The organism is Algoriphagus oliviformis (genome assembly GCF_017254915.1).
Classification (GTDB): Bacteria; Bacteroidota; Bacteroidia; order Cytophagales; family Cyclobacteriaceae; genus Algoriphagus; species Algoriphagus oliviformis.
Window position 1 is genome coordinate 30,418 of record NZ_JAFKCT010000011.1, and the last position, 24,635, is coordinate 55,052.

The 24,635-nt window shown below is 52.7% G+C and carries 19 protein-coding genes and 2 tRNA genes; 9 read left to right on the plus strand and 12 right to left on the minus strand.

What is annotated here, in order from left to right:
- Nucleotides 1–17 precede the first annotated feature (17 nt).
- The 4 genes from J0A68_RS19910 (at nt 18) to clpB (ending at nt 6,518) form a co-directional block, all read left to right on the plus strand.
- A complete protein-coding gene (locus J0A68_RS19910) occupies nt 18–1,700 on the plus strand; it encodes a VWA domain-containing protein (RefSeq protein WP_236025685.1) in 1,683 nt (560 codons plus the stop codon).
- Nucleotides 1,684–3,036 (plus strand): BatD family protein, encoded by a 1,353-nt coding sequence (locus J0A68_RS19915; RefSeq protein WP_206580008.1) that lies wholly within the window; start codon nt 1,684–1,686, stop codon nt 3,034–3,036. The genes J0A68_RS19910 and J0A68_RS19915 overlap by 17 nt, the downstream gene beginning before the upstream one ends.
- Before the next feature lie 151 nt (nt 3,037–3,187).
- A complete protein-coding gene (locus J0A68_RS19920) occupies nt 3,188–3,682 on the plus strand; it encodes a hypothetical protein (RefSeq protein WP_206580009.1) in 495 nt (164 codons plus the stop codon).
- Between the two features lie 217 nt (nt 3,683–3,899).
- On the plus strand, nt 3,900–6,518 hold the full coding sequence (clpB, locus tag J0A68_RS19925) for an ATP-dependent chaperone ClpB (RefSeq protein WP_206580010.1): 2,619 nt from the start codon (nt 3,900–3,902) through the stop codon (nt 6,516–6,518).
- A 504-nt stretch (nt 6,519–7,022) separates the two neighbouring features.
- On the opposite strand, the gene J0A68_RS19930 is transcribed toward clpB, so the two are convergent.
- The 6 genes from J0A68_RS19930 to J0A68_RS19955 all read right to left on the minus strand — a co-directional run bounded on the left by J0A68_RS19930 (nt 7,023) and on the right by J0A68_RS19955 (nt 10,398).
- Nucleotides 7,023–7,592, minus strand: coding sequence for a hypothetical protein (locus J0A68_RS19930; protein ID WP_206580011.1), 570 nt, complete (start codon nt 7,590–7,592; stop codon nt 7,023–7,025).
- A gap of 458 nt (nt 7,593–8,050) precedes the next feature.
- Entirely contained in the window at nt 8,051–8,530 is a 480-nt protein-coding gene (locus tag J0A68_RS19935) for a DUF4252 domain-containing protein (RefSeq protein WP_206580012.1), read from the minus strand.
- A 55-nt stretch (nt 8,531–8,585) separates the two neighbouring features.
- On the minus strand, nt 8,586–9,122 hold the full coding sequence (locus J0A68_RS19940; RefSeq protein ID WP_206580013.1) for a DUF4252 domain-containing protein: 537 nt from the start codon (nt 9,120–9,122) through the stop codon (nt 8,586–8,588).
- A gap of 3 nt (nt 9,123–9,125) precedes the next feature.
- A complete protein-coding gene (locus tag J0A68_RS19945; protein WP_206580014.1) occupies nt 9,126–9,557 on the minus strand; it encodes a PG0215 family putative anti-sigma factor in 432 nt (143 codons plus the stop codon).
- Nucleotides 9,554–10,045, minus strand: a complete 492-nt coding sequence (locus J0A68_RS19950) for a GFO_1088 family ECF-type sigma factor (protein ID WP_206580015.1) — start codon at nt 10,043–10,045, stop codon at nt 9,554–9,556. The genes J0A68_RS19945 and J0A68_RS19950 overlap by 4 nt, the downstream gene beginning before the upstream one ends.
- A gap of 280 nt (nt 10,046–10,325) precedes the next feature.
- Nucleotides 10,326–10,398, minus strand: a tRNA-Phe gene (locus J0A68_RS19955).
- 103 nt (nt 10,399–10,501) lie between these two features.
- Here J0A68_RS19955 and J0A68_RS19960 point away from each other — a divergent pair.
- The 4 genes from J0A68_RS19960 to J0A68_RS19975 all read left to right on the plus strand — a co-directional run bounded on the left by J0A68_RS19960 (nt 10,502) and on the right by J0A68_RS19975 (nt 15,281).
- Nucleotides 10,502–11,836: a 4Fe-4S dicluster domain-containing protein gene (locus J0A68_RS19960; protein WP_206580016.1), complete on the plus strand. Its 1,335-nt coding sequence runs from the start codon at nt 10,502–10,504 to the stop codon at nt 11,834–11,836.
- 120 nt (nt 11,837–11,956) lie between these two features.
- The gene (locus J0A68_RS19965; protein ID WP_206580017.1) at nt 11,957–12,748 is read left to right on the plus strand and encodes a (Fe-S)-binding protein; all 792 of its coding nucleotides are present in this window, start codon (nt 11,957–11,959) and stop codon (nt 12,746–12,748) included.
- 75 nt (nt 12,749–12,823) lie between these two features.
- A complete protein-coding gene (locus J0A68_RS19970; RefSeq protein ID WP_206580018.1) occupies nt 12,824–13,312 on the plus strand; it encodes a hypothetical protein in 489 nt (162 codons plus the stop codon).
- Nucleotides 13,313–13,349: 37 nt separating this feature from the next.
- Nucleotides 13,350–15,281: a CHU_0125 family OmpA-like outer membrane integrity protein gene (locus J0A68_RS19975; RefSeq protein ID WP_206580019.1), complete on the plus strand. Its 1,932-nt coding sequence runs from the start codon at nt 13,350–13,352 to the stop codon at nt 15,279–15,281.
- A gap of 124 nt (nt 15,282–15,405) precedes the next feature.
- Here J0A68_RS19975 and J0A68_RS19980 read toward each other — a convergent pair whose 3' ends face one another.
- From J0A68_RS19980 to J0A68_RS20000, 5 genes are all read right to left on the minus strand, one after another.
- Nucleotides 15,406–16,611, minus strand: a complete 1,206-nt coding sequence (locus tag J0A68_RS19980; protein WP_206580020.1) for a glycoside hydrolase family 57 protein — start codon at nt 16,609–16,611, stop codon at nt 15,406–15,408.
- Nucleotides 16,608–17,897 carry a glycosyltransferase family 4 protein gene (locus tag J0A68_RS19985; protein WP_206580021.1) on the minus strand — a complete coding sequence of 430 codons (1,290 nt, stop codon included), beginning with the start codon at nt 17,895–17,897 and terminating at the stop codon, nt 16,608–16,610. The genes J0A68_RS19980 and J0A68_RS19985 overlap by 4 nt, the downstream gene beginning before the upstream one ends.
- 12 nt (nt 17,898–17,909) lie before the next feature.
- Nucleotides 17,910–19,826 carry an amylo-alpha-1,6-glucosidase gene (locus tag J0A68_RS19990; protein ID WP_206580022.1) on the minus strand — a complete coding sequence of 639 codons (1,917 nt, stop codon included), beginning with the start codon at nt 19,824–19,826 and terminating at the stop codon, nt 17,910–17,912.
- Between the two features lie 346 nt (nt 19,827–20,172).
- Nucleotides 20,173–20,248 (minus strand) — tRNA-His (locus J0A68_RS19995).
- Nucleotides 20,249–20,326: 78 nt separating this feature from the next.
- Nucleotides 20,327–21,670, minus strand: a complete 1,344-nt coding sequence (locus J0A68_RS20000) for a dihydroorotase (protein WP_206580023.1) — start codon at nt 21,668–21,670, stop codon at nt 20,327–20,329.
- Nucleotides 21,671–21,718: 48 nt separating this feature from the next.
- On the opposite strand from J0A68_RS20000, the gene J0A68_RS20005 reads away from it, so the two are divergent.
- A complete protein-coding gene (locus tag J0A68_RS20005; RefSeq protein ID WP_206580024.1) occupies nt 21,719–23,080 on the plus strand; it encodes a DEAD/DEAH box helicase in 1,362 nt (453 codons plus the stop codon).
- A gap of 30 nt (nt 23,081–23,110) precedes the next feature.
- Here the strand turns inward: J0A68_RS20005 and J0A68_RS20010 are convergent, their stop codons facing one another.
- Nucleotides 23,111–24,607, minus strand: coding sequence for a M28 family peptidase (locus J0A68_RS20010; RefSeq protein ID WP_206580025.1), 1,497 nt, complete (start codon nt 24,605–24,607; stop codon nt 23,111–23,113).
- Nucleotides 24,608–24,635: the final 28 nt, after the last annotated feature.

Genomic DNA, 24,635 nt, shown 5'->3' on the forward strand with positions numbered 1-24,635 from the left:
GGGAAGCCTTTCATTTCTTGAGGCCGATCTTTTTATGGCTATTGGTCTTGGTAGGGCTGTTTTGGCTGACCGGCCTGCTGAGCATGAGGCAGGACTTGGCCTGGAAAAAGGTCATCGCGCCCCACCTGCGGGAATATGTGATCAAAAAAGGCAGCGAACGGACCAAATACCTGATGCAACTCCTCTTTGCACTGGCGCTGAGCTGTGGTATTTTGGGCTTGGCTGGGCCTACTTGGAAACGAGTGGAGGTGCCGGGACAGGAGCTGGAGACTCCGGTGGTCATCTTGCTCGATCTGTCGCAAAGCATGATGGCGACTGACCTGCAGCCTACCCGCCTAGAGCGCGCTAAGTTCAAGATCAACGACCTGGTGAAGCATAACCCGCAAGCCCGAGTCGCCCTCGTGGGTTTTGCGGGGACTGCCCATACCATCGTGCCGCTGACCCGAGACTATGAGATCATCACGAGCCATGTCGATGGCTTGACACCGGCTGTGATGCCCTTTCCGGGCTCGGATTTGGAGGCGGCGTTTGCGATGGCCGACTCGGTGATGGGCGTGACCACGGCTCCCGGGACGGTGCTGGTGATGTCGGATGATTTGGATGAGGACGCTTTCGACGCGATTCAGGCTTTTGTGCAGTCCAATGCCGGCAAAGTCGCCCTGCTTCCCATGGCGACCGATGCCGGGGCGGAGGTGCCCATGCCGCATTCCAAGGCCTTTTTCAAAGACTCCAATGGCAATGTCGTCCACTCCTCCCTGGATCGGCAGATTCTTTCGCAGCTAGCCTCGCTCGATCGGGTGAGCGTGCACGAGCTGACGCTGGACGATTCGGATGTGGAGCTGATCAGCAAGGCCATCTCGGACAATCTGATGTTTACCGAAAAGCCGGAGGAAAAGGATGATGAATGGCGGGACATGGGCTTGTTGCTGGTGATTCCGATGGCCTTGCTGCTCTTGCTTTGGTTTAGAAAAGGCTGGGTGATGTATTCCTTCTTGCTGCTGGTATTTAGCTCCTGCACCGATGGGTCTAGGTTTGCGGACCTGTGGTACACGGAGGACTACCAGGGGCAAAAGCTTAGTGATCGCGGCGATTTTGCGCAAGCCGCGCAGCGCTTTGAGGATCCGATGCGTCGTGGAGTGGCCAATTTCAAAGCGGGGAATTACGCCGATGCCATCGCGGACTTTCAGCAGGATACCACAGCCCAAGGCGCGTACAATCTGGGCTTGGCCTATTTCCAGTCAGGAGATACGCTGGGGGCGATGCTCGCCTTTCAGGATGCCGCTACGCTCGATCCGGACTTTGCGCCAGCTGCACAAGCCAATCAGCTCATGAAACAAATCCCGAGAGGGGAAGATAGCATGACTCCGCAAGCGGCTGAGGAGACGGATGATGGCGACCAGGGAAAACAAGCCCAAAACAAGCAGAATGACAGCATGGAAGACCTCAGCGGCGGAGGACAGGAGGCTACCAAAAAGGACATGGAGACCTCCCGTAACGAGGAGACGGTCACTTCCGACATCCACATGGGTAAGGAACTGGACGAGGTTCCCGATGACATTACCGCCACCAAGCAGCCTATGTCGGACAAAATGCTGATGCGGAAAGTGGACGACGATCCGGCGCTTTTCCTCCAAAAGAAATTTGAGTATCAGGTGAAAAAGAGCAAGCTAAAACCGAAGGCAGATGGCAAGAAATGGTAGGCTGATCGCGGCTGTGGGGCTTTTTCTAGGCCTCTGCATGCAGTCCTTGGCTCAGACGATCTGGGCAGACGTGACGGTGAACAAAAGCTCCGTCTATGTCGGTGAGCCCGTGGAGGTGTCGGTCAAAGTCTATACTTCCACCTGGTTTACCACCGGATTGGATCTGGGAAATATCAAGGTGAAGGATGCCTTTTCGGTGTACTTTCGGCCGGTGAGCATTTCCTTCCAGCGGGATGGGCAGACCTATGCCGGGGTGCAGCAGATCTACCATGTCTTTCCCTATGAGGTCGGTCAGGTTACTTTTCCGGTCCTCGATATCGAAGTGGAGTCGCCCGCTCCTAGGGGATTCAAGGGGATAAAGCACAGCGTGAAGTCCAAGGAGCGGATCATTACGGTAAAGCCTCCCCCCTCTTCCTTTTCCTCAGGAGAATGGCTGGTGGCCGGGGGACTCAGTGCGAGCGAGCAGTGGACTGGTCCCGATAGCTATCGGGATCGGAAGCAAGTAAAAGTAGGCGACGTATTGGAGCGGAAAATCACCCGAACGGCCTACAGTACGGTAGCGGAGCTGATTCCGCCGATTGTGTGGGATTCCCTTCCCGGTGTAAGCGAGTATCCGGCGCGCAGCGCGGTGAGCAACCACAAGGACAAAACCTCCTTCAGCGCGACTCGCACGGAGACGATGCGTTACCTGTTTGAGAAAGAAGGCGAGGTGACGATCCCTGAGATGGTCTTTACTTGGTACAACTCCTCCCACAAAAAGCTCTACAAGCGCACCCTCAAAGCGGTGACGGTGCAGGTAGCCCCAAATCCTGATTTGGGTGTGCTGGCTTCCGTGCGGGATTCGCTTGCGCAGCAGCAGGAGGAAATACTGGCTGAGGAAGCTTCAGAAAAGCCAAGGCTGATCTTGGGGATGAGTCCACGGCGCTTTGTAGTCTTTGCGGTACTGGTATTTGGTGGGGCCTTGGTCTTGTTTTTTTTTGGGAAAAAAGTACTGCTGCTCTATCGTCAACGGCATCAGGCCTACCTCCATTCGGAGCGCTACTATTGGGATCTTTTTCGAAAGGAATATTCAAAGGGAAATCCTTCGTCGATTGCCAAAGCTCTGTATCGATGGCTTGATGAACTTCATCTCGCTGAGCCAACGGTCGCCTATTTTGTCCAACACTATGGGGCTCCGGTGCTTCAGAAGTCGCTAGAGACAGCCAAACCGTCCGGAAATTGGCCCGTTGGGGCATTTGAAAAGAGACTGGAGGGCGACTGGGCTAAGGCCCGAGAGAATTGTCTAGGCGTCCGGAGCAAGCCCGAGGCGGAAGCGAGGCTGTGGGTCAACCCCTGAGGGAGGCTGCTTTTTTGCTTGGGTCTGGCCAAAGAAAAGCCAATTAAATTTCCCCTAGATGACTTTTCTCATGAAATAGCCCTTCCTTAAATAATATCCTTGTAATGAATCAATCACATCTACCACAGACAATATGAATTATCGCACAGCTATGAAAGTCAATATTTGCATGGTTCTTTTTCTGGGCGTTTTGTTCCAGGCGTATTCACAGGATGGCTTGAGCCGCCATCTCAAAGGCGTGGAGGGCTGCTACCTCGGCTACTACAGCGAATTTGTCAACAAGGGCGCCCAGCCAGTTCCCGATGGAGACCATGAGGTCGTCATTTCGATCATTTACCAGAATTCGAGTGAGTGCTATATGGGGAAGGCCAAGACCAAGGATCAGAAGATCGTTTTGCCCGTCACCATCCAAAAAGACGACAAGACATTTGTGCCTCTGCGCACGCTTTTCAAGGATATGGACAAAGAGTGGCTTATCCTACAGGACAGTAACACACTCTTTGATATCACCGACGGGATGAGCAAGCTTTTTGTGTCCCAGCAGGGGTACCAGGTTCAGGTGTTTTTTCCGGAGGTCATCAATACCAACTCGGGAGTCAGCGTCAAGGCGCCGCCCGCCAGTGAGATGCTGAAGAAAGGAAATTGAGACCAGCCCCGCCCAAACCGGCGGGGTTTCTTTTTGGCGCTGAGCACTTTTTGACTCCGTCTATGGGGATTTTTTGTATAGGGTGAGTCGCGTATTTTCTGTCAATTTTTCTGGAAATGGTCTTTTGAGCGATGCTTTTCGGCCATTCTGGCTGGAAATTGGCCTTGGCGGAAGATTTGATCGAAGGGGAAGAGACCAACACCACTAGCAACTCCCTATGGACTTTAACCAATTTACCATCAAATCGCAGGAGGCCATCCAAAAGGCCGTGGAGATCGCCACAGCGGCGGGAACCCCTGCCATAGAAACAGCCCATCTCCTGAAGGGCATACTCTCCGAAGACGAAAATGTGACCGACTTTCTTTTCAAAAAACTCGGCACAAGCAAGCAGCTGATCGGCCAAAAGCTGGATCAGGAGCTGGCCAAGCTCCCGAAAGTAAGCGGCGGAAACCAGCAGCCCTACCTCTCCGGCGGAGCCAATCAGGTTTTGGCCAAGGCGAAGGACTACCTCAAGACTTTTGGGGATGAATTCGTAGCCATCGAACATCTGCTTTTGGCCATACTGGCCGGAAGCGATGCCGCCTCCAAATTGCTCAAGGATCAAGGTTTGGCTGAAAAGCCTCTGATCGAAGCCATCAAAGAACTCAGAAAAGGAAACAAAGTGACAGACCAAAACGCAGAAAGCAAATACAGGGCGCTGGAGAAGTACTCCAAAAACCTGAACGATCTGGCCAAAAAGGGCAAGATCGACCCCGTCATCGGCCGGGATGAAGAGATCAGGCGCGTCTTGCAGATCCTTGCAAGGCGGACAAAAAATAACCCTATCCTGCTCGGCGAGCCCGGCGTGGGTAAAACGGCCATCGTCGAAGGGCTGGCCCAGCGGATCGTGTCCGGCGACGTGCCGGAAAACCTCAAGTCCAAAACCCTGATATCGCTGGATATGGGGCTTTTGGTCGCTGGCGCTAAGTACAAGGGCGAGTTTGAGGAGCGACTGAAAGCCGTGATCAAAGAGGTGACTGACGCCGAGGGCGAGATCATCCTGTTCATCGACGAGATCCACACGCTCATCGGAGCGGGCGGAGGAGGCGAGGGGGCCATGGATGCCGCCAACCTGCTCAAGCCGGCCTTGGCGCGGGGTGAGCTCCATGCCATCGGAGCGACTACGCTGAAGGAATACCAAAAGTACATAGAAAAAGACAAGGCGCTGGAGCGTAGATTCCAGGCAGTCATCGTGGATGAACCGGATGCGGCTGATGCCATCTCCATTCTCCGCGGGATCAAGGACAAGTATGAGCTCCACCACGGAGTCCGGATCAAGGACGACGCGGTCATTGCCGCTGTGGAGCTTTCCCAGCGCTATATTTCGGATCGTTTTCTCCCGGACAAGGCCATCGACCTCATGGATGAGGCGGCGGCGAAACTCCGGATGGAGATCGACTCCTTGCCTCAGGAGCTCGATGAGCTCAACCGTCGCATCATGCAGTTGGAAATCGAGCGGGAAGCGATCCGCAGGGAAAACAACCGCGACAAAGAGACCGTCCTCAGCAAGGAGATCGCCGAGCTTTCCGAAAAGCGCCAGAACGTAAAGGCGAAATGGGAAAGTGAAAAGGCCGTGATCATGGGCATTCGTCGGGAAAAAGAAGCCATCGACAAGCTGAAGCTGGAAGCCGAGCAAGCTGAGCGCGCTGGGGATTTTGGCAAAGTCGCCGAGATCCGATACGGTAAGATCGTCGAGGCGGAGCAGAAGCTCGAGTCCTTCAAAAGGCAGCTCGATGAGATGCAGGCTGGTTCCCCTTTGCTGAAGGAGGAGGTCGATCAAGAGGATATAGCTTCAGTTGTATCGAAGTGGACGGGGATTCCCCTTTCGAAGATGATCCAGTCCGAGCGGGAAAAGCTCCTACACTTGGAGGAAGAGCTGGGCAAGCGTGTAGCGGGGCAAAAAGAGGCGATTTCCGCACTTTCCGACGCCGTTCGCCGAAGCCGGGCTGGGCTTCAGGATCCGAAGCGGCCGATTGGCAGTTTTATCTTCATGGGAACCACCGGCGTTGGTAAGACCGAGCTGGCGAAAGCTTTGGCAGAATATCTCTTCAATGACGAAAACGCCATGGTGAGGATAGACATGTCCGAATACCAGGAGCGTCATGCGGTCAGCCGGCTCGTGGGAGCGCCTCCGGGCTACGTGGGCTACGACGAAGGCGGGCAGCTGACCGAAGCGGTGAGGAGAAAGCCTTACTCCGTGGTCTTGCTGGATGAAATCGAAAAGGCCCATCCGGACGTATTCAACATCCTGCTCCAAGTCTTGGATGATGGACGTCTGACGGACAACAAAGGCCGGATCGCCAACTTCAAGAACACGATCATCATCCTGACGACCAATATCGGTTCGCACCTGATCCAGGAGCGCTTTGCCGAGATGGAAGAGTGGAACAAAGAGGAGGTCTTGGAAAAGACCAAAACCGAAGTGTTTGACCTCTTGAAAAAGTCGGTAAGACCGGAGTTTCTGAACAGGATTGACGAGACCATCATGTTTGAGCCGCTCAACCGGGAGATCACGCGACGCATCGTCGATATCCAATGGAAGGAAATCCAGAAGCGACTGGCCGAGGCAAACATCGACATAGAGGCGACGACCGAAGTGCTGGACTACCTGGGTGAAGTGGGCTTCGATCCGCAGTTTGGCGCGAGACCGCTGAAGAGAACGATGCAGCGGATGATCCTAAACGAGCTATCGAAGCAGATCCTGTCCGGCTATATCAAAAACGATTCGGCTGTCTTGGTCGATCTGGATGCGGACAAGCAGGTGTATTTCAAAAACGTGGAGACTGCCGATATCTGATTCGGGACATCCATTCAATAAAACATGGTTATCCGTAATCTTGCCAGTAAGCGAATTTGCTTCTTCAATCGGGCCTGTCTGCTCAGGCAGGTCGGAAGACCGATGACCGAAGACCGAAGTAGGGCAAAGCCCTAACTTTGGCGTTCTTTCGGATTGTCACGGCTGTCCACTGGCAAAAAAGCGGATAATCATACAATAAACCCTTGGGGAGCAATCTCCAAGGTTTTTTTTTGCCTCAAGAAGGGTTCGCTACCCGTGCTGGGCGTTTTTTTTCCGATCTGTCACTGCTACAAAAGCCCGGTCTGAGCAAACCGCCGGGATTCCTTTCAGGGCTTTGCCGGGATTTCGAAGGTCTGGGGCTACGCTTGTTTCCGAAAGGTTGCTTTTCGATGGCTATGCAGACTAAGGCGGGAAGCCATCGCATGATGGCTTTTGATGTGGCCCAAAAAAATAAACCCCTGCCAAGTTGCCTCAGCAGGGGGTATTTCCAAATAGTTGGTTTACTTACTTAGCTGCAGCGTAAGCTTCGAATCCGCTGGCAGTAGTCACTTTGAAGCTGATTGCCTCAGGGAAGTTAGGCTTAGTGATCGTGTAGATCTTGTGAAGGCCTTGAGGATTGTCGATTGCTTCAGTGTGAATCAGCTTGTCACCGTCAAAGATCTGTACAGTCACGTCTTTGGCCTCCAGGTTGGATACCAAGAGTCTGTACTGGTCGTTGCCCATTTCAGTCACTCGGGTGTAAACTACTGGCTTTACCACCGCTTCGGTGCTGAAAGTAGCAGTTCTCAGAGTACCGTTGACGTCAGACACTTCGATAGAGTAGGTACCTATAGGAAGTGCGTTCAGGTCATATCTTTTTGCGAAAGCTTCAGTCTTAGTGATTCTGTCGCGCAATACCAGACGGTCGTCAGCGTCTGTGATCTTTACGGTCAGGATGCCTTCCGGTGCGTTAGGCACGGCTACCATTACTTTAGCTGGCTCAGTTTGTCTGATTTCTACAGCTTTCTCGTCGTTTTTTGCAAAAGCTCCTGCTGCGATCCCCGCAGCAAAAAGCAAGGTGAATAGTTTTCTCATTTTAAGTAGTTGGTTTAAAATAGGTTTCAGATTTTTTTTGTAACCGCAGGATAGACTGTTTCTATCAGGGGGCGATTTTGGGGTTACGCGCTATCGATGCAATTCGAATTACATTACAAATGTACTACACGGAACCTGAATTGCAAATGTTTCAATAAAACTTTATAAAAATTTATGATTCATTAATGAAAAAGTAAAATCATTGAAAATATAATAATTTAGTCTCGCTATCGATTGCGAAAGCCGCTTTGTGGGGAGAAAAAAACCAAATGAGAAATAATATTTTGATTTGGATGGTTTTTGCGAAATAATAAAAATTATTCCTGCTGGAATTTCCCTGTTTCGCAATCGATTGTAGAAGTATGAGAAAAAATGGATTTTGATTTTGGTCAAACGAAAAAAAGCCCGGATAGTGGGCTTTTTCTGTCGAAATTGGGAAATGAGGGGTTTAAAATCTCCTAATTCAGCTGTGCGGTTGCCTTGGCGAGAGACTCTTGGGTGAATTTTCCTTTCAGCTCCACCACGATCAGGCCGTCTTCTTCGTCATCGCCTACCAAAATGACCAAATCGGAGATGACTGAGGCTCCTTTGGAGTAGACCAAGATCCCTCCCTTTCCTTCGGATGCCTCCATCAGGAGCTCGTAGCGTTCTTTTTCCAGTCCTTTTTGGAGCGTTTTGTATTCCGCCAGGGAATTGGAGCCGTCGGGCAGCGTGAAGAAGTTCAGTTTTTCGACCGATTTGGCGACGGTGGCCATGTCGTCCTCGTCGATATCGATCTTGAAGCCTTCTGCGAAGCTCATGAAGTTGCCGCCGAGCTCCAGGTGAAAGAAGTCGTCATTGGATTTGTACTTGTCCTTGAGTGCGGCGACACTTTTGCTTTGGGCCTGAGCGGCCAGCGCGATTGCAAAGATGCTTAGGGTTAAGAGTAGCTTTTTCATGTGTGGATGGGTTGTGGATTTAGTTTTCAAAATTGTGATGGTATGGCTAGTCGTGTCATTTCACGCCTTTCGATCCCTTTCCGTATTGGTCCATGCCCGGGATGTCGGTCTTTTCGGCCAGCAGGTTGAGGTCTTCGTAGGTGAAGCTGCCCAGCATGGAGAGTAGGGTGAAAGACTTGCTGTCGCCGGAGAGCATCGTCAGCTCTTTGATCAGGCCTCCTTCTTCCCTGACCATGAATTTCAGGTTGGAGCCCTTGTCCTTGATGTCCATGAGGTCCTCGTATTTGTTGCGGTTGAGGGTGGTCATGGCCTCCTTATATAGTGTCATGCCGTCGACTTCCTCGGAGGAGAGGATGCGGATCCCTTTGATTTTGGAGATCAGCTTGCCCAGCTCTTCTGCTTCGGCGTCGGCGCCAGCGTTGCTTTTGAGGAATCCTCCCGCCATCTGCATCATCTTTGGCGAGATGTAGACCCGGGAAAATCGGTCGTCCTCCATGTATTTGGAGAAGAACTTCTGGATGGCGTCGTCCTGGCCGAAGGTCAGGCTGGCGAATCCAGTGAGGAAAAACAGTAGGAGTAGGGTCTTTTTCATGGTCTAGCGTGTTGGTTCCAGCTGGAACAGCTGCTTGGTTGTGTTCAGGTATCTCAGGTCATGGAGTGGGTCGAGCTGGGCTTGTCCTTTGGAAAGGTTGGTTTGGATCAGCGCCAAGGCCTCCATGACTTCTCGGTAGGCCTGTTCCTCGGCCTGCTTTTGCTCGTAGGCTGACCATCCCCAGTAGGCGCCCAGCAAAAGGGCGATGGAGGCCGCCCAGCTCATTCCTTGGCTTAGCCACCTTTGCCTGCTTTTTCCGGGGATGTGCACGGCCTTCGGCTCTTCGGCCCGAAACCCGCCCAGAGCCTGGAACAGCTCCTTTTCCCGCTCGTAGCCTTCGGTCGAGGCGACAAGGTTTCGGAGTTCTTTCTCCTCGGCCAGGGAGGTCTCGCCTTCCCAGTATTTTTCCAATAGCTCGTCTATTCTCTCCTTCATCTGCTTATTCCTTGGTTGATCAGTTTTTGGCGAAGCGTCTTTCTGGCCCGGTGCAGGTTGACCTTGACTTGGTCGAGGCTGATGTCCAGGTGCTGGGCTATTTCCTCGTAGCTCATTTCCTCGACTTCGCGGAGGTGAAAGATTTCCCTTTGCTTGTCGGGCAGGGTGGCCACCAGCCCAAAGATCAGTCGGTGGGACTCCCTTGCCTCCAGCGTGTCGGCTGGGACGGCGGCGGGCTCCGGCATGCCTTCGAGTCCTTCCAGTCTGCTGTTTTTTCGGTGGTGCATCAGCACCTCGTTTTTCAGGCTTTTCACCATCCAGCCCATCAGGTTGGGGTGGTTTTGGAGTTCCTTTTGACGCTCCACGCTTTTCTCAAACACATTCTGAAGCGCATCCTCGGCCAGCGAGGGGTCTTTGATCCATAGGTAGACCAGTCTATATAGTCTACCTCGCATGGGCCAGATATGCGTTTCGAAAAATGAATTCATTTATGTAGATGATGCGTGAGCGCCGGGATTGTTACACCTGGGGGTGAAAAATCGACAAAATATTTTTCCGAGCCTAAAAGGGCTTGCTGTGAGTCGGATAGCTGGCGCCGTTGGAGCATTTTTGGGCTTTTGCCTGCCTTAGACTCAATTTAAATTTGAGGCAATAAATAGTAGGCATGCAGACTATTTTATATTTTGCAGCTATGGAAAAGTCGCGTCTGGGCCTCGGAAATCTGAAAAAATGGGCAAAAAAAATCCCGATCCGTGTGGATCGGGAGGGTGGTGATAAGTGGACTCGAACCACCGACTCACGGATTTTCAGTCCGATGCTCTACCAACTGAGCTATATCACCGTGTTGTAAAGTGATGCAAAGGTAGAAATTTGGGTTTCTGATACAAACCCTTTTCTGAAAAAAAATAAGGCTAAAAAATGAAAAACAAGCTAATCTGATCACTATGAGTGTTTTATCTCAAATCATATTTGTGCTGATTCTGGGGGCTGCTGGCTATCTGTTGACCAAAAGGGTCAAGTTTCTGAAGCGAAACATCCTTTTGGGAAAGGCTGAGGCCAGAAATGACCAGCCGGATCGGCGCTGGAAAACCATGGCCTTGGTGGCATTTGGCCAGCAAAAAATGTTCAAGCGCGTCATTCCAGCGTTTTTGCACCTCCTGATCTATGTCGGCTTTCTGGTGATCAATCTGGAAGTGCTGGAGTTTGTCCTCGATGGGATTCTGGGTACGCACAGGTTGTTTGCCCCGCTTTTGGGGGCGGCTTATACCGCTGCGATGAATTTCTTCGAGTTTTTGGCGGTCTGCGTGCTGATTTCCTGCTTCGCTTTTCTCATCCGAAGAAATATCCTGAAAGTAGAAAGACTCAACAAGCCCGAGCTGAAGGGCTGGCCAGGACTGGACGCCAACCTTATCTTGGTGATCGAGATTGTGCTGATGTTTGCGATTTTGAAGATGAACGCGGCCGATCAGCTCTTGGCAGAGCGGGGCGTGGGGCATTACATCACGGTAGGGCCTCTTTTCTTCAGTGGCTTGTTCCGTCCGATATTCGAGGGTTTCTCGGATGGTTTTCTCGTGTTCGTGGAGCGGGCGGCCTGGTGGTTTCACATCATCGGCATCTTGGCCTTTGCGGTGTATGTGACCTATTCCAAGCATCTGCATATCTTTTTGGCTTTCCCAAACACCTGGTATTCCAACCTGAAGCCTAAAGGGGAGATGAAGAACATGCCCGAAGTGACCAATGAAGTGAACATGATGCTCGGCATTCCTGTGGAAAATGCCGGCGAGCCTCCAGCTGAGATAGGCCGGTTTGGAGCCAAGGACGTCAACGACCTGAGCTGGATCAATGTCCTCAATGCCTACTCCTGCACGGAATGCGGCCGCTGCACGGCGGAATGTCCCGCGAATATCACGGGCAAGAAGCTTTCCCCTAGGAAGATCATGATGGACGTGCGAGACCGGGCGGAGGAAGTGGGCAAAAGCCTCGATGCCGGCGGCCCTGGACTGGAGGACGGCAAGTCGCTCCTAGGCGACTACATCAGCAAAGAGGAGCTGAACGCCTGCACAAGCTGCAACGCCTGTGTGGAGGCCTGTCCGGTCAATATCGATCCCCTGTCCATCATCCTGCAGATGCGACGCTACGTCGCCATGGAGGAGTCCGGCACTCCGGCGCAGTGGAATGCGATGTTCCAAAACATGGAGACGAGCTTCTCTCCATGGAAGTTTAGCCCATCCGATCGCTTCAATTGGGCGGAGAAAGTGAAAGAAGAGGAAATGCAGTGATCTGCTTTCAGTAGGCAGCAGCCAGTTTGCAGTCGGCAGGTAAAAGGGCTTTTATCCATTGCTTTTTAAGACTAGTCGAAGCGTCGTAAATCAGAAAACCAAAAATCGTAAATCCAGAATATGTCAACCTATAAAGTTCCCACCATGGCCGAGATGGCCGCGAGTGGCCAAAGCCCGGAAGTCCTGTTTTGGGTGGGCTGTGCCGGTTCTTTCGACGAGCGCTACAAGGCCGTCACCCAGGCATTCGTCAAGATCCTGAACAAAGTCGGGGTGAGCTTTGCTGTGCTGGGGCCGGAGGAGACCTGCACGGGAGATCCCGCGAGAAGGGCTGGCAACGAGTTTCTTTTCCAGATGCAGGCCGTCGCCAATATCCAAGTGATGAATGCCTATGAAGTCAAGAAGGTCGTCACTGCCTGCCCGCATTGCTTCAATACCATCAAAAACGAATACCCCGCGCTGGGCGGCGACTACGAGGTGATCCACCATTCCCAGTTTCTCCAGCAGCTGATCAACGAGGGCAAAGTGCGGCTTCAGGGCGGCGGGGAGTTTAAGGGAAAGAAGATCACCTTCCACGATTCCTGCTATCTGGGCCGTGCAAACGACGTGTACGAAGCGCCGCGTGAAGTCATCAAGGCGCTGGATGTGGAGCTGGTGGAGATGAAGCGCTGCCGGACCAAGGGCCTCTGCTGTGGGGCTGGCGGTGCGCAGATGTTTAAGGAGCCCGAGCCGGGCAATAAGGACGTCAATGTGGAGCGTACGGAAGAAGCCCTCGCGACCGGGGCGCAAGCCATTGCCGTGGGCTGTCCTTTTTGCCTGACGATGATGACCGATGGCGTGAAAAACAAAAACCGGGAAGCAGAGGTCAAAGTCTTCGATTTGGCGGAGATGATCGCCAAAGAAATGGGGATTTGATCCTTCACATTGAATCAATTCGGGCCTTTTTGCCGTTATGCTGAAAGAGTTTTTCTTTGTGAGACAAACGACCCTATGTACCTCCCTTTTGAAAAAATGCCGGATCACTCCCGAGTCTGGGTGTATCAGGCCGATAAAAAAATCTCAGAATCCGACGCACAGCTGGTCCGTGATCGCTTGGCCAGTTTTTGCGAAGGCTGGAATACCCACGGCAACCTGATGCCTACCTCCTTTGAGATCTTTGAAGACCAAATCCTCGTCTTGGCGGTAGATGAGAGCCATCTCGGAGCCAGTGGCTGCTCCATCGACAGTTCCGTCAGGACTTTGCGCGAGCTGGAAAATGTCCTCGGCACCAATCTGACGGATCAGGGGAAGATTACGCTAAAGCGCTCCGGCGGCGAAGTGAAGGTCATCCCGGCCTTGGGGGTGAAGTCCCGTGTGGCCTCTGGGGAGATCGATCTGGAGACCGCTGTCATCAATCCCACGGTCCGGGTCAAAGCAGATCTAAAAAACCTGTGGCGACCCGTGCGAAATAGTTGGCTGGGCAGATATTTTCCAAATTAATTAGTAATATTCAGTATTGACCGACAATCGCCTTTCGATGAAGCAGCATTTTTTGTGGATAGCAGTTTTGATCTTGTTTGCGCTGGCAGGCTGCAAGAGCCTACAGGAAAAAGGAAACGATCAGTTTCTATCCGGCCAATACCAATACGCCATCAATACTTTTTCCCAAATCCTCGAACAGGACTCTTCCAATCTGGAGGCCAATCGCGTGATCGGCGAGAGCTACCGCCTTTCCAACAGGATAGAAAAGTCCGAGCCCTACTATCGGCAGTTGGCTGAGGATGAGCCTTCTTTCAACCATTATTTTTTCCTGGGTCAAAGCTTAAAAGCCCAGCAGAAATACGAGGAGGCCAAGGAGGCTTTCGAAAAGGCCAAATCCTACACTTCCGATGAAGCGCTTTTGGCGAAAAACCAACGGGAAATCGAATCCATCCGCCTGGCCGAAGGCATCGAAAACTACTGGCCAAAGCATGAGCTGGTGAACTACACCGAACTCAATACGCCAGGCGCCGACTATTCTCCGGTGTTGAGCGAAGATTTCCTCTATTTTACCTCCGGCAGACAGGCTTCTGGACTCTATCCGGCTACCGGTACGCCGTACACCAAGCTCTTTAGGGCGCGTGCCGATGGGCTGAAAGTGGACGTGGGAGGGATTCAAGCCCTGCCAGAATTCCGCAATGAAGAGGGACTCAATCAGGCAGCGATTGCGATCAGCCCAGACGGGAACACCATCATCTACGCCCGCGGCAATTCCGTTTCCCCAAAAGACCTTCCTGAGACCGCACTTTTCGTTTCCTATTTCCGCGGAGCGGGCTTCACCCAGCCGATCTGGATGCCGGTAAATGAAGACGAAACTTGGTGGAACTCCACCCCGGCCTTTAGTCCCGATGGTTCGGAGCTCTACTTTGCCTCCAACCGTCCAGGCGGATTTGGCGGCATAGACCTGTATAAGGCTACCAAGCTGGCAAACGGTGACTTTGGCAATGCGGTGAACCTCGGCCCGACTGTCAATACGCCGGGCAATGAAATGTTTCCCCGCATGGCTGCCGACGGCAAGTTTTTCTTTTCCTCCGATGGGCATCCCGGCTATGGAAAGCTGGATCTGTTCGTGGCGGAAAGTGACGGAGCAGGCAAGCAGGTGGTCAAAAACTTGGGCGAAAACATCAACAGCCAGGACGACGATTTTGGGATCTTCTTCACCGAATATCCGAAGGCGGGTTTTCTTTCCTCCAACCGTGCCGATGGGGTGGGGGATGACGACATTTACTTCTTTGAGGACAAAACTCCCAAGCCGAAAATCGTCAACGTCCTGCTGAACGTCTATACCAAGGAAGCCAAAGCTGATGGCACCGAAGCCGTGCTGCCCCAGACCCGCGTGGTGCTCTATGGCTCTGACAACAAGCAGCAAGGCGGCGACTTCTCCAATACCAACGGCCGCGTGAGGTTCACCATGAACGTGGACTCAGACTACACCATCATCGCCTCCAAGGGCGGCTACTTCTCCAAGTCCATTCCTTATTCTACCAAGGGCAAGACTCCGGATCCGGCGACCTTGGTGCAAGAGGTGACGAACGTGTCGCTGGACACGACCATCATTTTGGATCAGCTGATCCTGGAGAAAGCCATCGTGCTCGACAATATCTACTATGACCTGGACAAGGCCGACATCCGTCCAGATGCCGCCGTCGAGCTGGACAAGCTGGTAAAAATACTGGCGGACAACCCTACCATCCGCATCGAGCTGAGCTCCCACACCGACTCCCGCTCCAGCGACGAATACAATTTGGATCTGTCCCAGCGCAGGGCCCAGTCGGCGGTTGACTACATCGTGTCCAAGGGCATTGCCGCGGATAGGCTGGTGGCCAAGGGCTATGGAGAGTCCCAGCTGATTGTGCAGAATGCGCAGACCGAGGAAGAGCACCAGACCAACCGACGTACGGAGTTTAAGGTGATCGAGATAAAGGAATAGGTAGCTAGTATCAAGTAGCAAGTATCAAGAAGGCTCTGTCTTGAGCGCCGTGTATAGAAAAAGGCCATTCGAAACTGAATTCGAATGGCCTTTTTCTTTTTGCCCTTTTTGGAACCGCTTCGGCTTAGCTTTGAAGTTCCGCTTGTTTTTGCTTCACCCTTAGCATGAAGTCGCTGAGCACGTTCATGAAGTTGATAAAGGCGTCGTAGGGCGTGTCGTACGGGCTGAAATACTCGTGCACAGAGCCGTCGGAAAAGAACTTGGTGCACATGTAGTAGAAGTGGTCAGAGGTCTGCAGGTAGCCCCAATCCCGCTTGATTTCTGGGTCGTCGATGCCTTTGACCAGCTTTTCCAACTCATACAGACGGTCGAAAGCTTCGTCCTGCATGTCATTTCCCAGCCATGCGGTAAGGTCACGCTCTTCGTCAGCCCAAGAGATGGGGACGGGGACGTGGATCTTGCTGACTGGGCTGACATTGGCGGCGACTTCGGAAGGAGTGGAAAAGGTGAAGTCGGAATTGCTGAATACAGCTTCGGGGAGATGTTTCATAAACTCGAAAATGCCAGTCTCCGCCCACTGGTGCTCGCCAAAGGTTTCGTAGTCCATAAAGAGGTTCAGCACTTGCTCTTCCTTTGGGATAGCGTTGATCCAATTCACGAACTTCTCAGTGGTGAGGGGATAGTCCGCCCAAGTTTTGTTGCTAAAGCGAAAGGCGATGTCGTCGGACAGCAGGAAGTTTTTGAGGAGAACTTTCAGTTTGGGGGCGTTGGCGTTGGAGTAGACGTAGTTTGGGCTTTTCCATCCCAGGATGTGCTTGGCCCCTTCCGTCAAGACGGCCTCATAGCCGAGGTCCGCTACCATAGCACCGATCTGGTCTGAGTAGATCAGCTCCGTATTTCTGAAGACCTTGGGCTGATAGCCGTTGAATAGCTCCTTGATCCGGTCTTGGTGCTTTTTTACCAAGGCCTGGAATTCATCCTTGCTTTTCAGGGCAGCCAGGGAGTGGGTGTAAGTTTCGTTAAGCAGTTCCACTTGGCCTGTGGCGACGAGCTTTTGGAAGCTCTCCAAGACATCTGGGGCGTAGGTTTCCATTTGGTCCAGGAAAGTCCCGGAAAGCGAAAAGGCGACCTTGAATTTTCCCTTGTGCTGATGGATGAGGTCAAGCAGGAGGGCATTCATGGGGAGGTAGCACTTTTGGGCTACTTTGCGGATCACGTTTCGGTTGAGGTAGTCATCCCAATAGTGGTGGTCTTCTCCTATGTCAAAAAATCGGTAGGGTTTTAATCGAAAAGGCTGATGCACCTGGAAATAGAAGCAGATGGTTCTCATGATCGTTCGGCTAAAGTTTTTTCATAGACAGTTACTAGTTTGGCAGCCACGTGCTCCCACTTCAATTTTTTGAGCTCCTCGCTTCCCAGTTCCTTAAACATGCGGGAGATCCCGTCATAGTGCAGGAGGGCAAAGATGGCGTCGGCCATGGCGTCCACATCCCAAAAATCCACCTTGATGGCATTTCGGAGTACTTCTGCGACGCCCGATTGTTTGGAAATGATCACCGGGGTGTTATGTCTCACCGCTTCCAGAGGAGCGATGCCAAAGGGCTCGGATACAGATGGCATCACATAGACATCGGAGATCGCATACATATGGTCCACGTCGTTGCCCTTGAGAAAGCCCGTGAAGTGGAACCGTGTGGCCATGCGCAGCTCCGCGACGCGGTGGATCATCCGGTTGAGCAAGTCTCCAGAGCCGGCCATGACGAAGCGGACGTTGGGGTCGCGCTCGATGACCTTTTTAGCCGCTTCCACAAAGTATTCGGGGCCTTTTTGGAAGGTGATGCGCCCCAGGAAGGTGACGATTTTTTCGGGGACTTTTTTCTCGTACTTGGATTTGATGATGCTTGAGTCCAGCACGGCATTGTGCAGCACGGTGACCTTGCTGGCGGGGATGCCGTATTTTTTGACGATGATGTTTTTGGTTAGCTGGCTTACGGCGACGACGTGGTCTGCGGCCTCCATTCCGGCCCGCTCGATGTCGTAGACGGGCTGGTTGACCGTCTCGCCAGAGCGGTCAAATTCGGTGGCGTGTACGTGGACTACCAGTGGCTTTCCGCTGATTTCCTTCGCGGCTATCCCTGCGGGAAAAGCCAGCCAGTCATGGGCATGGATGATGTCAAAGTTGTTTTTGTCCCTCGCGATCTGAGCGGCGACCAAGGCATAGCGGGAGACTTCCTCCATGAGGTTTTTGCCATATTTTCCGCTAAACTCAAACTTGTTGGAAAAGATGCTTTCATCCACGTCCGTACGGTCGTGGACGGCATAGTCGGTGAATTTCTTGAACTCCTCAGGGCCCAGGTAGGGCACTAGGAAACTGCTTACTTCCAGGTAGGTGAGGTTTTTCCAAAACTTTTTGAAACGCTTCTCCCGGTAGTCTATCCGCACATCGCTGGCATTGACAAAGTCGGCCATGGGCTCCTCATCTCCCCAAAGCTTGGGGACGACAAAGATCACCTGCTGGTGGTGATGGTTCATGCCCTTCACCAGGCCGTAGCAGGCCGTGCCCAATCCTCCGGAAATATGCGGTGGAAACTCCCAACCAAACATTAAAACTCTCATAAAAAAGTCATTTTAAATCCTGTTGACTATATCCATCATTCTAAGCAGTTCTGCCACGCTCCAGGCCTGGGACACGGAGCCTTTGGGCCGGTGAGGAGGGTCGCCGTCAAATATCTCCGCGACAGTCCCGATCCCGTACTGGGTCATCACATCATCGAAACCTTTGATGATCTTTTGGATAAAGTTTTTGGATGCTTTACCGTGCAGCTTGAGGTATCCCTCGACAAAGTGGCCCAAAAGCCAAGCCCAGACCGTTCCGTTGTGATAGGCGTGGTCCCGGCTGATCTGATTTCCGTAATAGTAGCCTTTGTAGCCGGGATCGTCGGGAGAGAGGGAGCGGAGGCCCTTCGTCGTCAGGAGTTTTGACTTGACGACCTCGAGGATCTTGTCGTTTTTCTCTTCGTTGAGCATGATGTAGGGCAGCGAGGTGGCAAAGATCATGTTGGGACGGATAGACCAGTCTTTTTCGTCCCCATCGACCACGTCGGCGAGGTAGCCGTTGTCCCAAGACCAAAACTCCCGGTCAAAGCTTTCTTTGACCCGCGCGGCCAGAGCGGCATAGGGTTCTTCTCCAGACAGCTCGTGGTAGAAGCAGAGCGCATTGTACCACAGTGCCTGGATCTCCACCGGGCAACCGATGCGTGGCGTGACCGGTCCGTCCGGAGTGATGGCGTCCATCCAGGTCAGGGCGACATCCGGACGTCCACCCCAGATCAGTCCGTCAGGCTGCATGTGGATGTTGAAGTCCGTACCGTTTTTGTAGCCCTCGATGATCCCTCGGAGCTTGCCAAGGTAGCGGTCCTGTATGGTTTTCTTGTCCCCTGTGTACAAAATGTATTGCTGTAGGCTCCAAAAGAACCAGAGTGGCGCATCGATGGAGGTCATGTTGGTGAAGTCGCCGCTGCCGATGTTCGGAAAGAGCGGCCCTTGGAGATCTCTGGACATGCTGTCCATGACTTCCAGGAAAGTCTCTGTGTCTCCGCTGGTGAGGGTGAGGCCGGGTGCGGCGACGAAGGTGTCCCGTCCCCACCAGCCAAACCAGGGGTAGCCTGCAATGATCCGGGTGTCTCCGTCCCGTCGGCGTATGAATTGGCCAGCGGAGTTTCTCAGGCAGTTTTCAAAATTGTTTCTGGGAATCCGTCTGGCGATTTCCTTTTCAAAGGCATTTTGTCTGGTGCTGGGGTCTGCTTCTGTCAGGCCTGCCGAAAAAATGACAGATTCGCCCTTTTCTATATCAAACTCAAAATATCCCGGCGCAAACAAGTCTTCCTGGTATTCGTAGCCTCGCTCCCGCTCTTGGATGTATTCGATATTGTAATACCAATCGGGGATGGATACGAATTCACACTTTTTGGAAAGCTGGAGAAAAAGCGGGTCGTACTGTGGGTAGAGCCTGAAGCGGGCTCCATTCGGTATCTTTTCAAATTCCCGGTCGATCTGGTCATTGGCCTTGATGAGGTTGTGGTATCCCCGGAAGGCCAGAAATGGCTGGATTCGGATTTTGGTCTTGGAGTGGGCTTCCAGCAAAGTATAGCGGATCATGACGCGATCTCTGTTGGTGTCCAGGATGAGCTCCTTTTGCAGCACCACTCCCCCCACACGATAGGTGAGCTTGGGGATGGGCTCCGAGTCAAAATCCTCCAGGTACTTGTGCCCTCTAGGGGAGTAGTTGCCGGGGAATTTGCTGATGCCGAGGTTGAAGCTAGCACCATGCTGGATGACCGTCTCATGGACAGTCGAGAGCAAGACATGGTTTTGGGAATCGATCTGTGGCTGGGGGGCTACCAGAAGGCCATGGTACTTGCGCGTGTTACATCCGATAATGGTGGTGCTGGTGTACGCGCCAGACCGATTCGTCCGAATAATCTCCCGATCCAGGGAGTAATTCAGATTGATTAATTGGGTTTTATCGAAGTGGATATAACTCATAAGGGAAAAATTGTAAGAATTTAAAAATAGAGTTTTGATTCGATAAGAAAAATCGCAGGCAAAAAATAAAAGGTTATGTTTCCATAACCTTTTCTAGATGTTGATTCGATTTGTTCACGAGTGAGCCGCTTCTCGCTGGATTTCCTCGAAGATTTTCAGGGATTCTTCGAATTTCACGAAATAATTGTGGACAAGCCGGATATTTACGGGCTTCACCACCGGAAACTTTGGAGGGGTTTTGTACAAAGTAAACATCTGAGTGTGGTTTAGTTTTTTCTGATTTGTCAAATGCTGTGCCAACTCGCGCCGGTATAAAAAAGCAAAACCCCTCGGGAAGAGGGGTTTTGGGTGAAAGACCGGGTTCGAACCGGCGACCTCTGGTGCCACAAACCAGCGCTCTAACCAGCTGAGCTACAATCACCGTGTGGCTTATCCAAGAGAGGATTCTCTCAAATGGTCTGCAAAAGTAATGTTTCAGGCTACTTGACGCAAGGGGGATCTCATTTATTTCTTGAAAAAGTGATCCTTTCCCCTTTCTTCTCCTCATGAAACTCGCCCTGATCGTACACCAAGTGTCCGGAAACAATGGTTTGGGTTACTTTGGAGCGGAAGGTATGCCCTTCGAAAGGGGACCAGCCGCACTTGGAGAGGATGTTGTCTTTGGCCACCATCCATGGAGAATCCAAGTCCACCAACACCAAATCGGCGAAATAGCCCTCACGGATGAAGCCCCTTTCCTTGATTTGGAAAAGGCGGGCGACATTGTGCGACATTTTCTGCGCGATAGTCTCCAGGCTGATTTTTCCCTGATGGTAAAAGTCCAGCATCGCCACGAGGCTGTGCTGGATCAGCGGGCCGCCTGAGGGAGCCTTGAGGTAGGTCATGGATTTTTCCTCCAGGGTATGCGGGGCATGGTCGGTCGCGATCACGTCTATGGTGTCGTCCAGCATGGCTTGGAAGATCTTTTCGCGATCATTGGCGGTCTTCACGGCAGGGTTCCACTTGATCAGGTTGCCTTTGGTGGCGTAGTCCTCTTCCGAAAACCACATGTGGTGGATGCAGGCCTCGGCGGTCACGCGCTTTTCCTCCAAGGGAATCGAGTTGTCAAAGAGCTCCAGTTCCTTGGCAGTGCTGATGTGGAGGATGTGGAGCTTGGTGCCATACTTCTTTGCCATGGCGACGGCCCTGCTGGATGCGTCGTAGCAGGCCTCCTCGGAGCGGATCTTGGGGTGATATTTCACGGGGATGTCCTCGCCATAGATCGCCTTGAATTCTTCCAGATTGGCTTTGATGATATGGTCGTTTTCGCTGTGGATGGCGATCAGGGTCTTGCATTCTTTGAAGATCTGCTCCAAAACTTCGGGATTGTCCACCAGCATATTGCCGGTCGAGGAGCCCTGGAAGACCTTTACCCCGCAGACATTCTCGGGATTGACCTTGAGGATTTCTTCCAAGTTGTCGTTGGTCGCGCCGAAGAAGAAGGAGTAATTCGCCAGGGAAACCTCCGAAGCGCGCTTGTACTTTTCTTCCAGCAGATCAATGGTGACGGTCTGAGGGACGGTGTTGGGCATCTCCATGTAGGTGGTGGTACCACCAGCTACGCCGGCTTTTGCCTCGGTGTAGATCTCGGCCTTGTGCGTGAGGCCCGGTTCGCGAAAGTGTACCTGGTCGTCGATCACCCCGGGAAAAAGGTGCTTTCCGCGCGCGTCGATGCGGATGTCGGCGGATTCTCCGCTGAGGTCGGTGCCGATTTTGGCGATGCGGCCATCGCTGACCAACACATCGCCCGGACTAATCCGGCCTTCATTGACTATATTTGCGCCGGTGATCAGGATACTTTTCATCGTGTGTTTCGTTTTCGATTTTCAGATTTCTCTCCAAAAATAACAATCATGAGTGATGAGGCCCTAGGTTTTGATGCTTTTAAGCTAAACAGGCAATTGCTGGATGCAGTGGCTGCCGCAGGCTATAGCCAGCCGACCCCGATCCAGCAGAAGGCCATCCCGCTCGCGCTGGCTGGTCACGATGTGCTGGGGATCGCCCAGACCGGTACCGGAAAGACCGCTGCCTACGTGCTGCCGCTCCTGATGAAGGTCAAGTATGCGCAGGGGGCCTTTCCCCGTGCGTTGATTTTGGCACCCACGCGGGAGCTGGTCATGCAGATCGAGGAGGTGGCCAAGGCGCTGGCGCAAAACACTGATCTGCGTCTTGTCAGTCTCTACGGCGGCTTGGGGCCAAAGACCCAAATCGAAAACATCACGGCTGGTGTGGATATCATCATCTCCACGCCGGGGCGATTCATGGACCTGTATCGCAAAGGGACTATCCTGACCAAGGAAATCAAAACCATGGTGCTGGATGAGGCGGACAAGATCATGGACATGGGCTTTATGCCGCAGATCCGCGCGATCCTGGAAGTGATCCCCGTGAAGCGTCAAAACCTGCTTTTCTCCGCCACGTTCAGCTCACGCGTCGAGACCTTGTCCGAGGAGTTTTTGGAGTTTCCTGAGAAAGTGGAAGTCACCCCTTCCGCCACCACGGCGGAGACCATCGACCAGGTGAAGTATTTGGTGCCAAACATAAAGACCAAGATCAACCTGCTGGCCCATTTGTTGGAAAGCGAGGAGATCAGCCGCGCGATCATTTTCACCCGCAGCCGCAAAAATGCCGAGTCGGTATTCAGCTTCCTGGATCGCAAGCACATGGGCGAGATCCGCGTCATCCACGCCAACAAAGGCCAAAACACGCGGATCAACTCCATGGAAGACTTCAAGGCCGGTGACGTGCGCTTGCTGGTCGCGACGGACGTGGCCTCCCGCGGACTGGACGTGACGATGGTGTCGCATGTGATCAATTTTGACGTGCCGCTGATCTACGAGGACTATGTGCACCGCATCGGGCGAACTGGCCGAGCTGAAAACGAAGGCAAAGCCATTACTTTCATCAATCCCGCCGAAGCCTATCATTTTGAGCGCATCGAAGAGCTGATCCGCATGGCGGTAGAAGAGCTTGAAATCCCCAGCGCCGTGGAGGTACCGCCCACGCCTTTCGAAGAAAAGCAGGCCTACGCACGCGAGCTGGACAAGCTGAAGCAAAAGGAAAATCCCGACTACAAGGGTGCCTTCCATGACAAAAAGGCTGTTGCTCCCAAAGTCAATATCGGCAAAGGGGAAAAAGTGAAAGCAAAGAAACACACCAAGAAGCCGAATAGGAATCAGCTCAAGACGAAGAACCAGAAGAATAAAGGAAAATAAATAAGGCCCCGAATTTCGGGGCCTTTGCTTTTATCTGTCGGTTCTGGTATTCGTACCATCCACTCGGATTCGGTTTTCTCTATTTGCCACATCCCACGCGGTGTAGAAGATCAATCTTGCCCGTTTGGTCATCAGCGGGAATTCGATTTTGTCCACGGTGTCAGTCACCTGGTGATAGTCGTCATGCACGCCGTTGAAGAAGAACGCAATCGGGATATTGTGCTTCGCAAAGTTGTAATGGTCGGATCGGTAGTAGAAGCGGTTCGGATCGTCGGCCGCATCATAGCGGTAGTCCAAGATCAGGTCCGAATAGGTGATGTTGTTGTATTCCACGATTTTTTTCAGATCTGTGGACAGCATCTCCGAGCCGATCACGTACACAAAGTCCGTGTTGGAAGAGTCCTGATATTCGTAGTCAATCCGTCCCACCATGTCTATGTTGAGGTTCAGCACCGTATTTTCCAGAGGGAAAATTGGGTGGTCAGAGTAGTATTCGGAGCCCAAGAGGCCTTTTTCCTCGCCCGTCACATTGAGGAAAAGGATAGATCTACGAGGTCTGTTTCCTTCTTTGGCTGCAGTGGCAAAAGCCTCGGCAATCTCCATCACGGAGACCGTTCCTGATCCGTCGTCATCGGCACCGTTGAAGACTTCGCCTTCGCTGCTCACGCCTACGTGGTCATAGTGGGAGGAGATCACGATCACTTCTTCTTTTTTGTCGGTACCCTCCAGGAAGCCCATCACGTTGTAGGCCTCGACGGGAGTCTTGGTTTTTACGACTTGGTAGCTGGCTTTTTGTGAAGCGATGGTCTCAGGGCTGGCTTTGGCAGCTTCCTTCAGTGTTTCCACTGGAGTACCAAAGAGCTGGGCCATTTTGTCCGAGCTCACCATGAAGATGGGACGCTGTTTGGTCTCTTGGTCAAAGCCGATCCGGCCCTTTCCAGCGAGGGATTTGTATCGGTTGGCTATGCGGTCAAAATTGGCCTGGCCTTCCATGCTTACGATCACGATGCCGGCCGCGCCTGCGTCCATGACTTTGGTCACGAGGTCGTTGCTGCGCACACCTACCGCCCAAAGGCCGACCAGCTTGCCCTTCAGGTCTACTTTTGCGAGGTTTTCCTCAGTCACCAGGCCTAGGAATACCAGCTCGGTCTTGGCCGCTTTGGCCATGTCTCCATCGCCGACAAAGACGAAGTCTTGGTTTTCGACCAGTTTGGACTTGCCCACTTGCAGGGTTACCTTGTTGAAGGTCGAGCTCACGAGCGGGACGTTTTGGAAATAGCTGCCGTCTACAGGGCCAGTCAGGCCGTGGCTTTTGTAGAAGTCCGCCAGGTAGTTGGCGGCGAGTTTTCCCTCTTCCGAGCCGGTGTCGCGGCCTTTCATTTCATCCGATGCCAAGTGGGTAAGGTGCTTGGTCAGATCGGCTGCGGTGATGGTATTGGCATACTTCACCTGAGCGGGGGCTTGCGCAAAGCTCGGCAGGGCCAAAGCTGCGGTCAAGGCTCCGCTTAGAATCAATCCTTTATTCATACAATTTTGCGATTAGGGCCCTAAACTA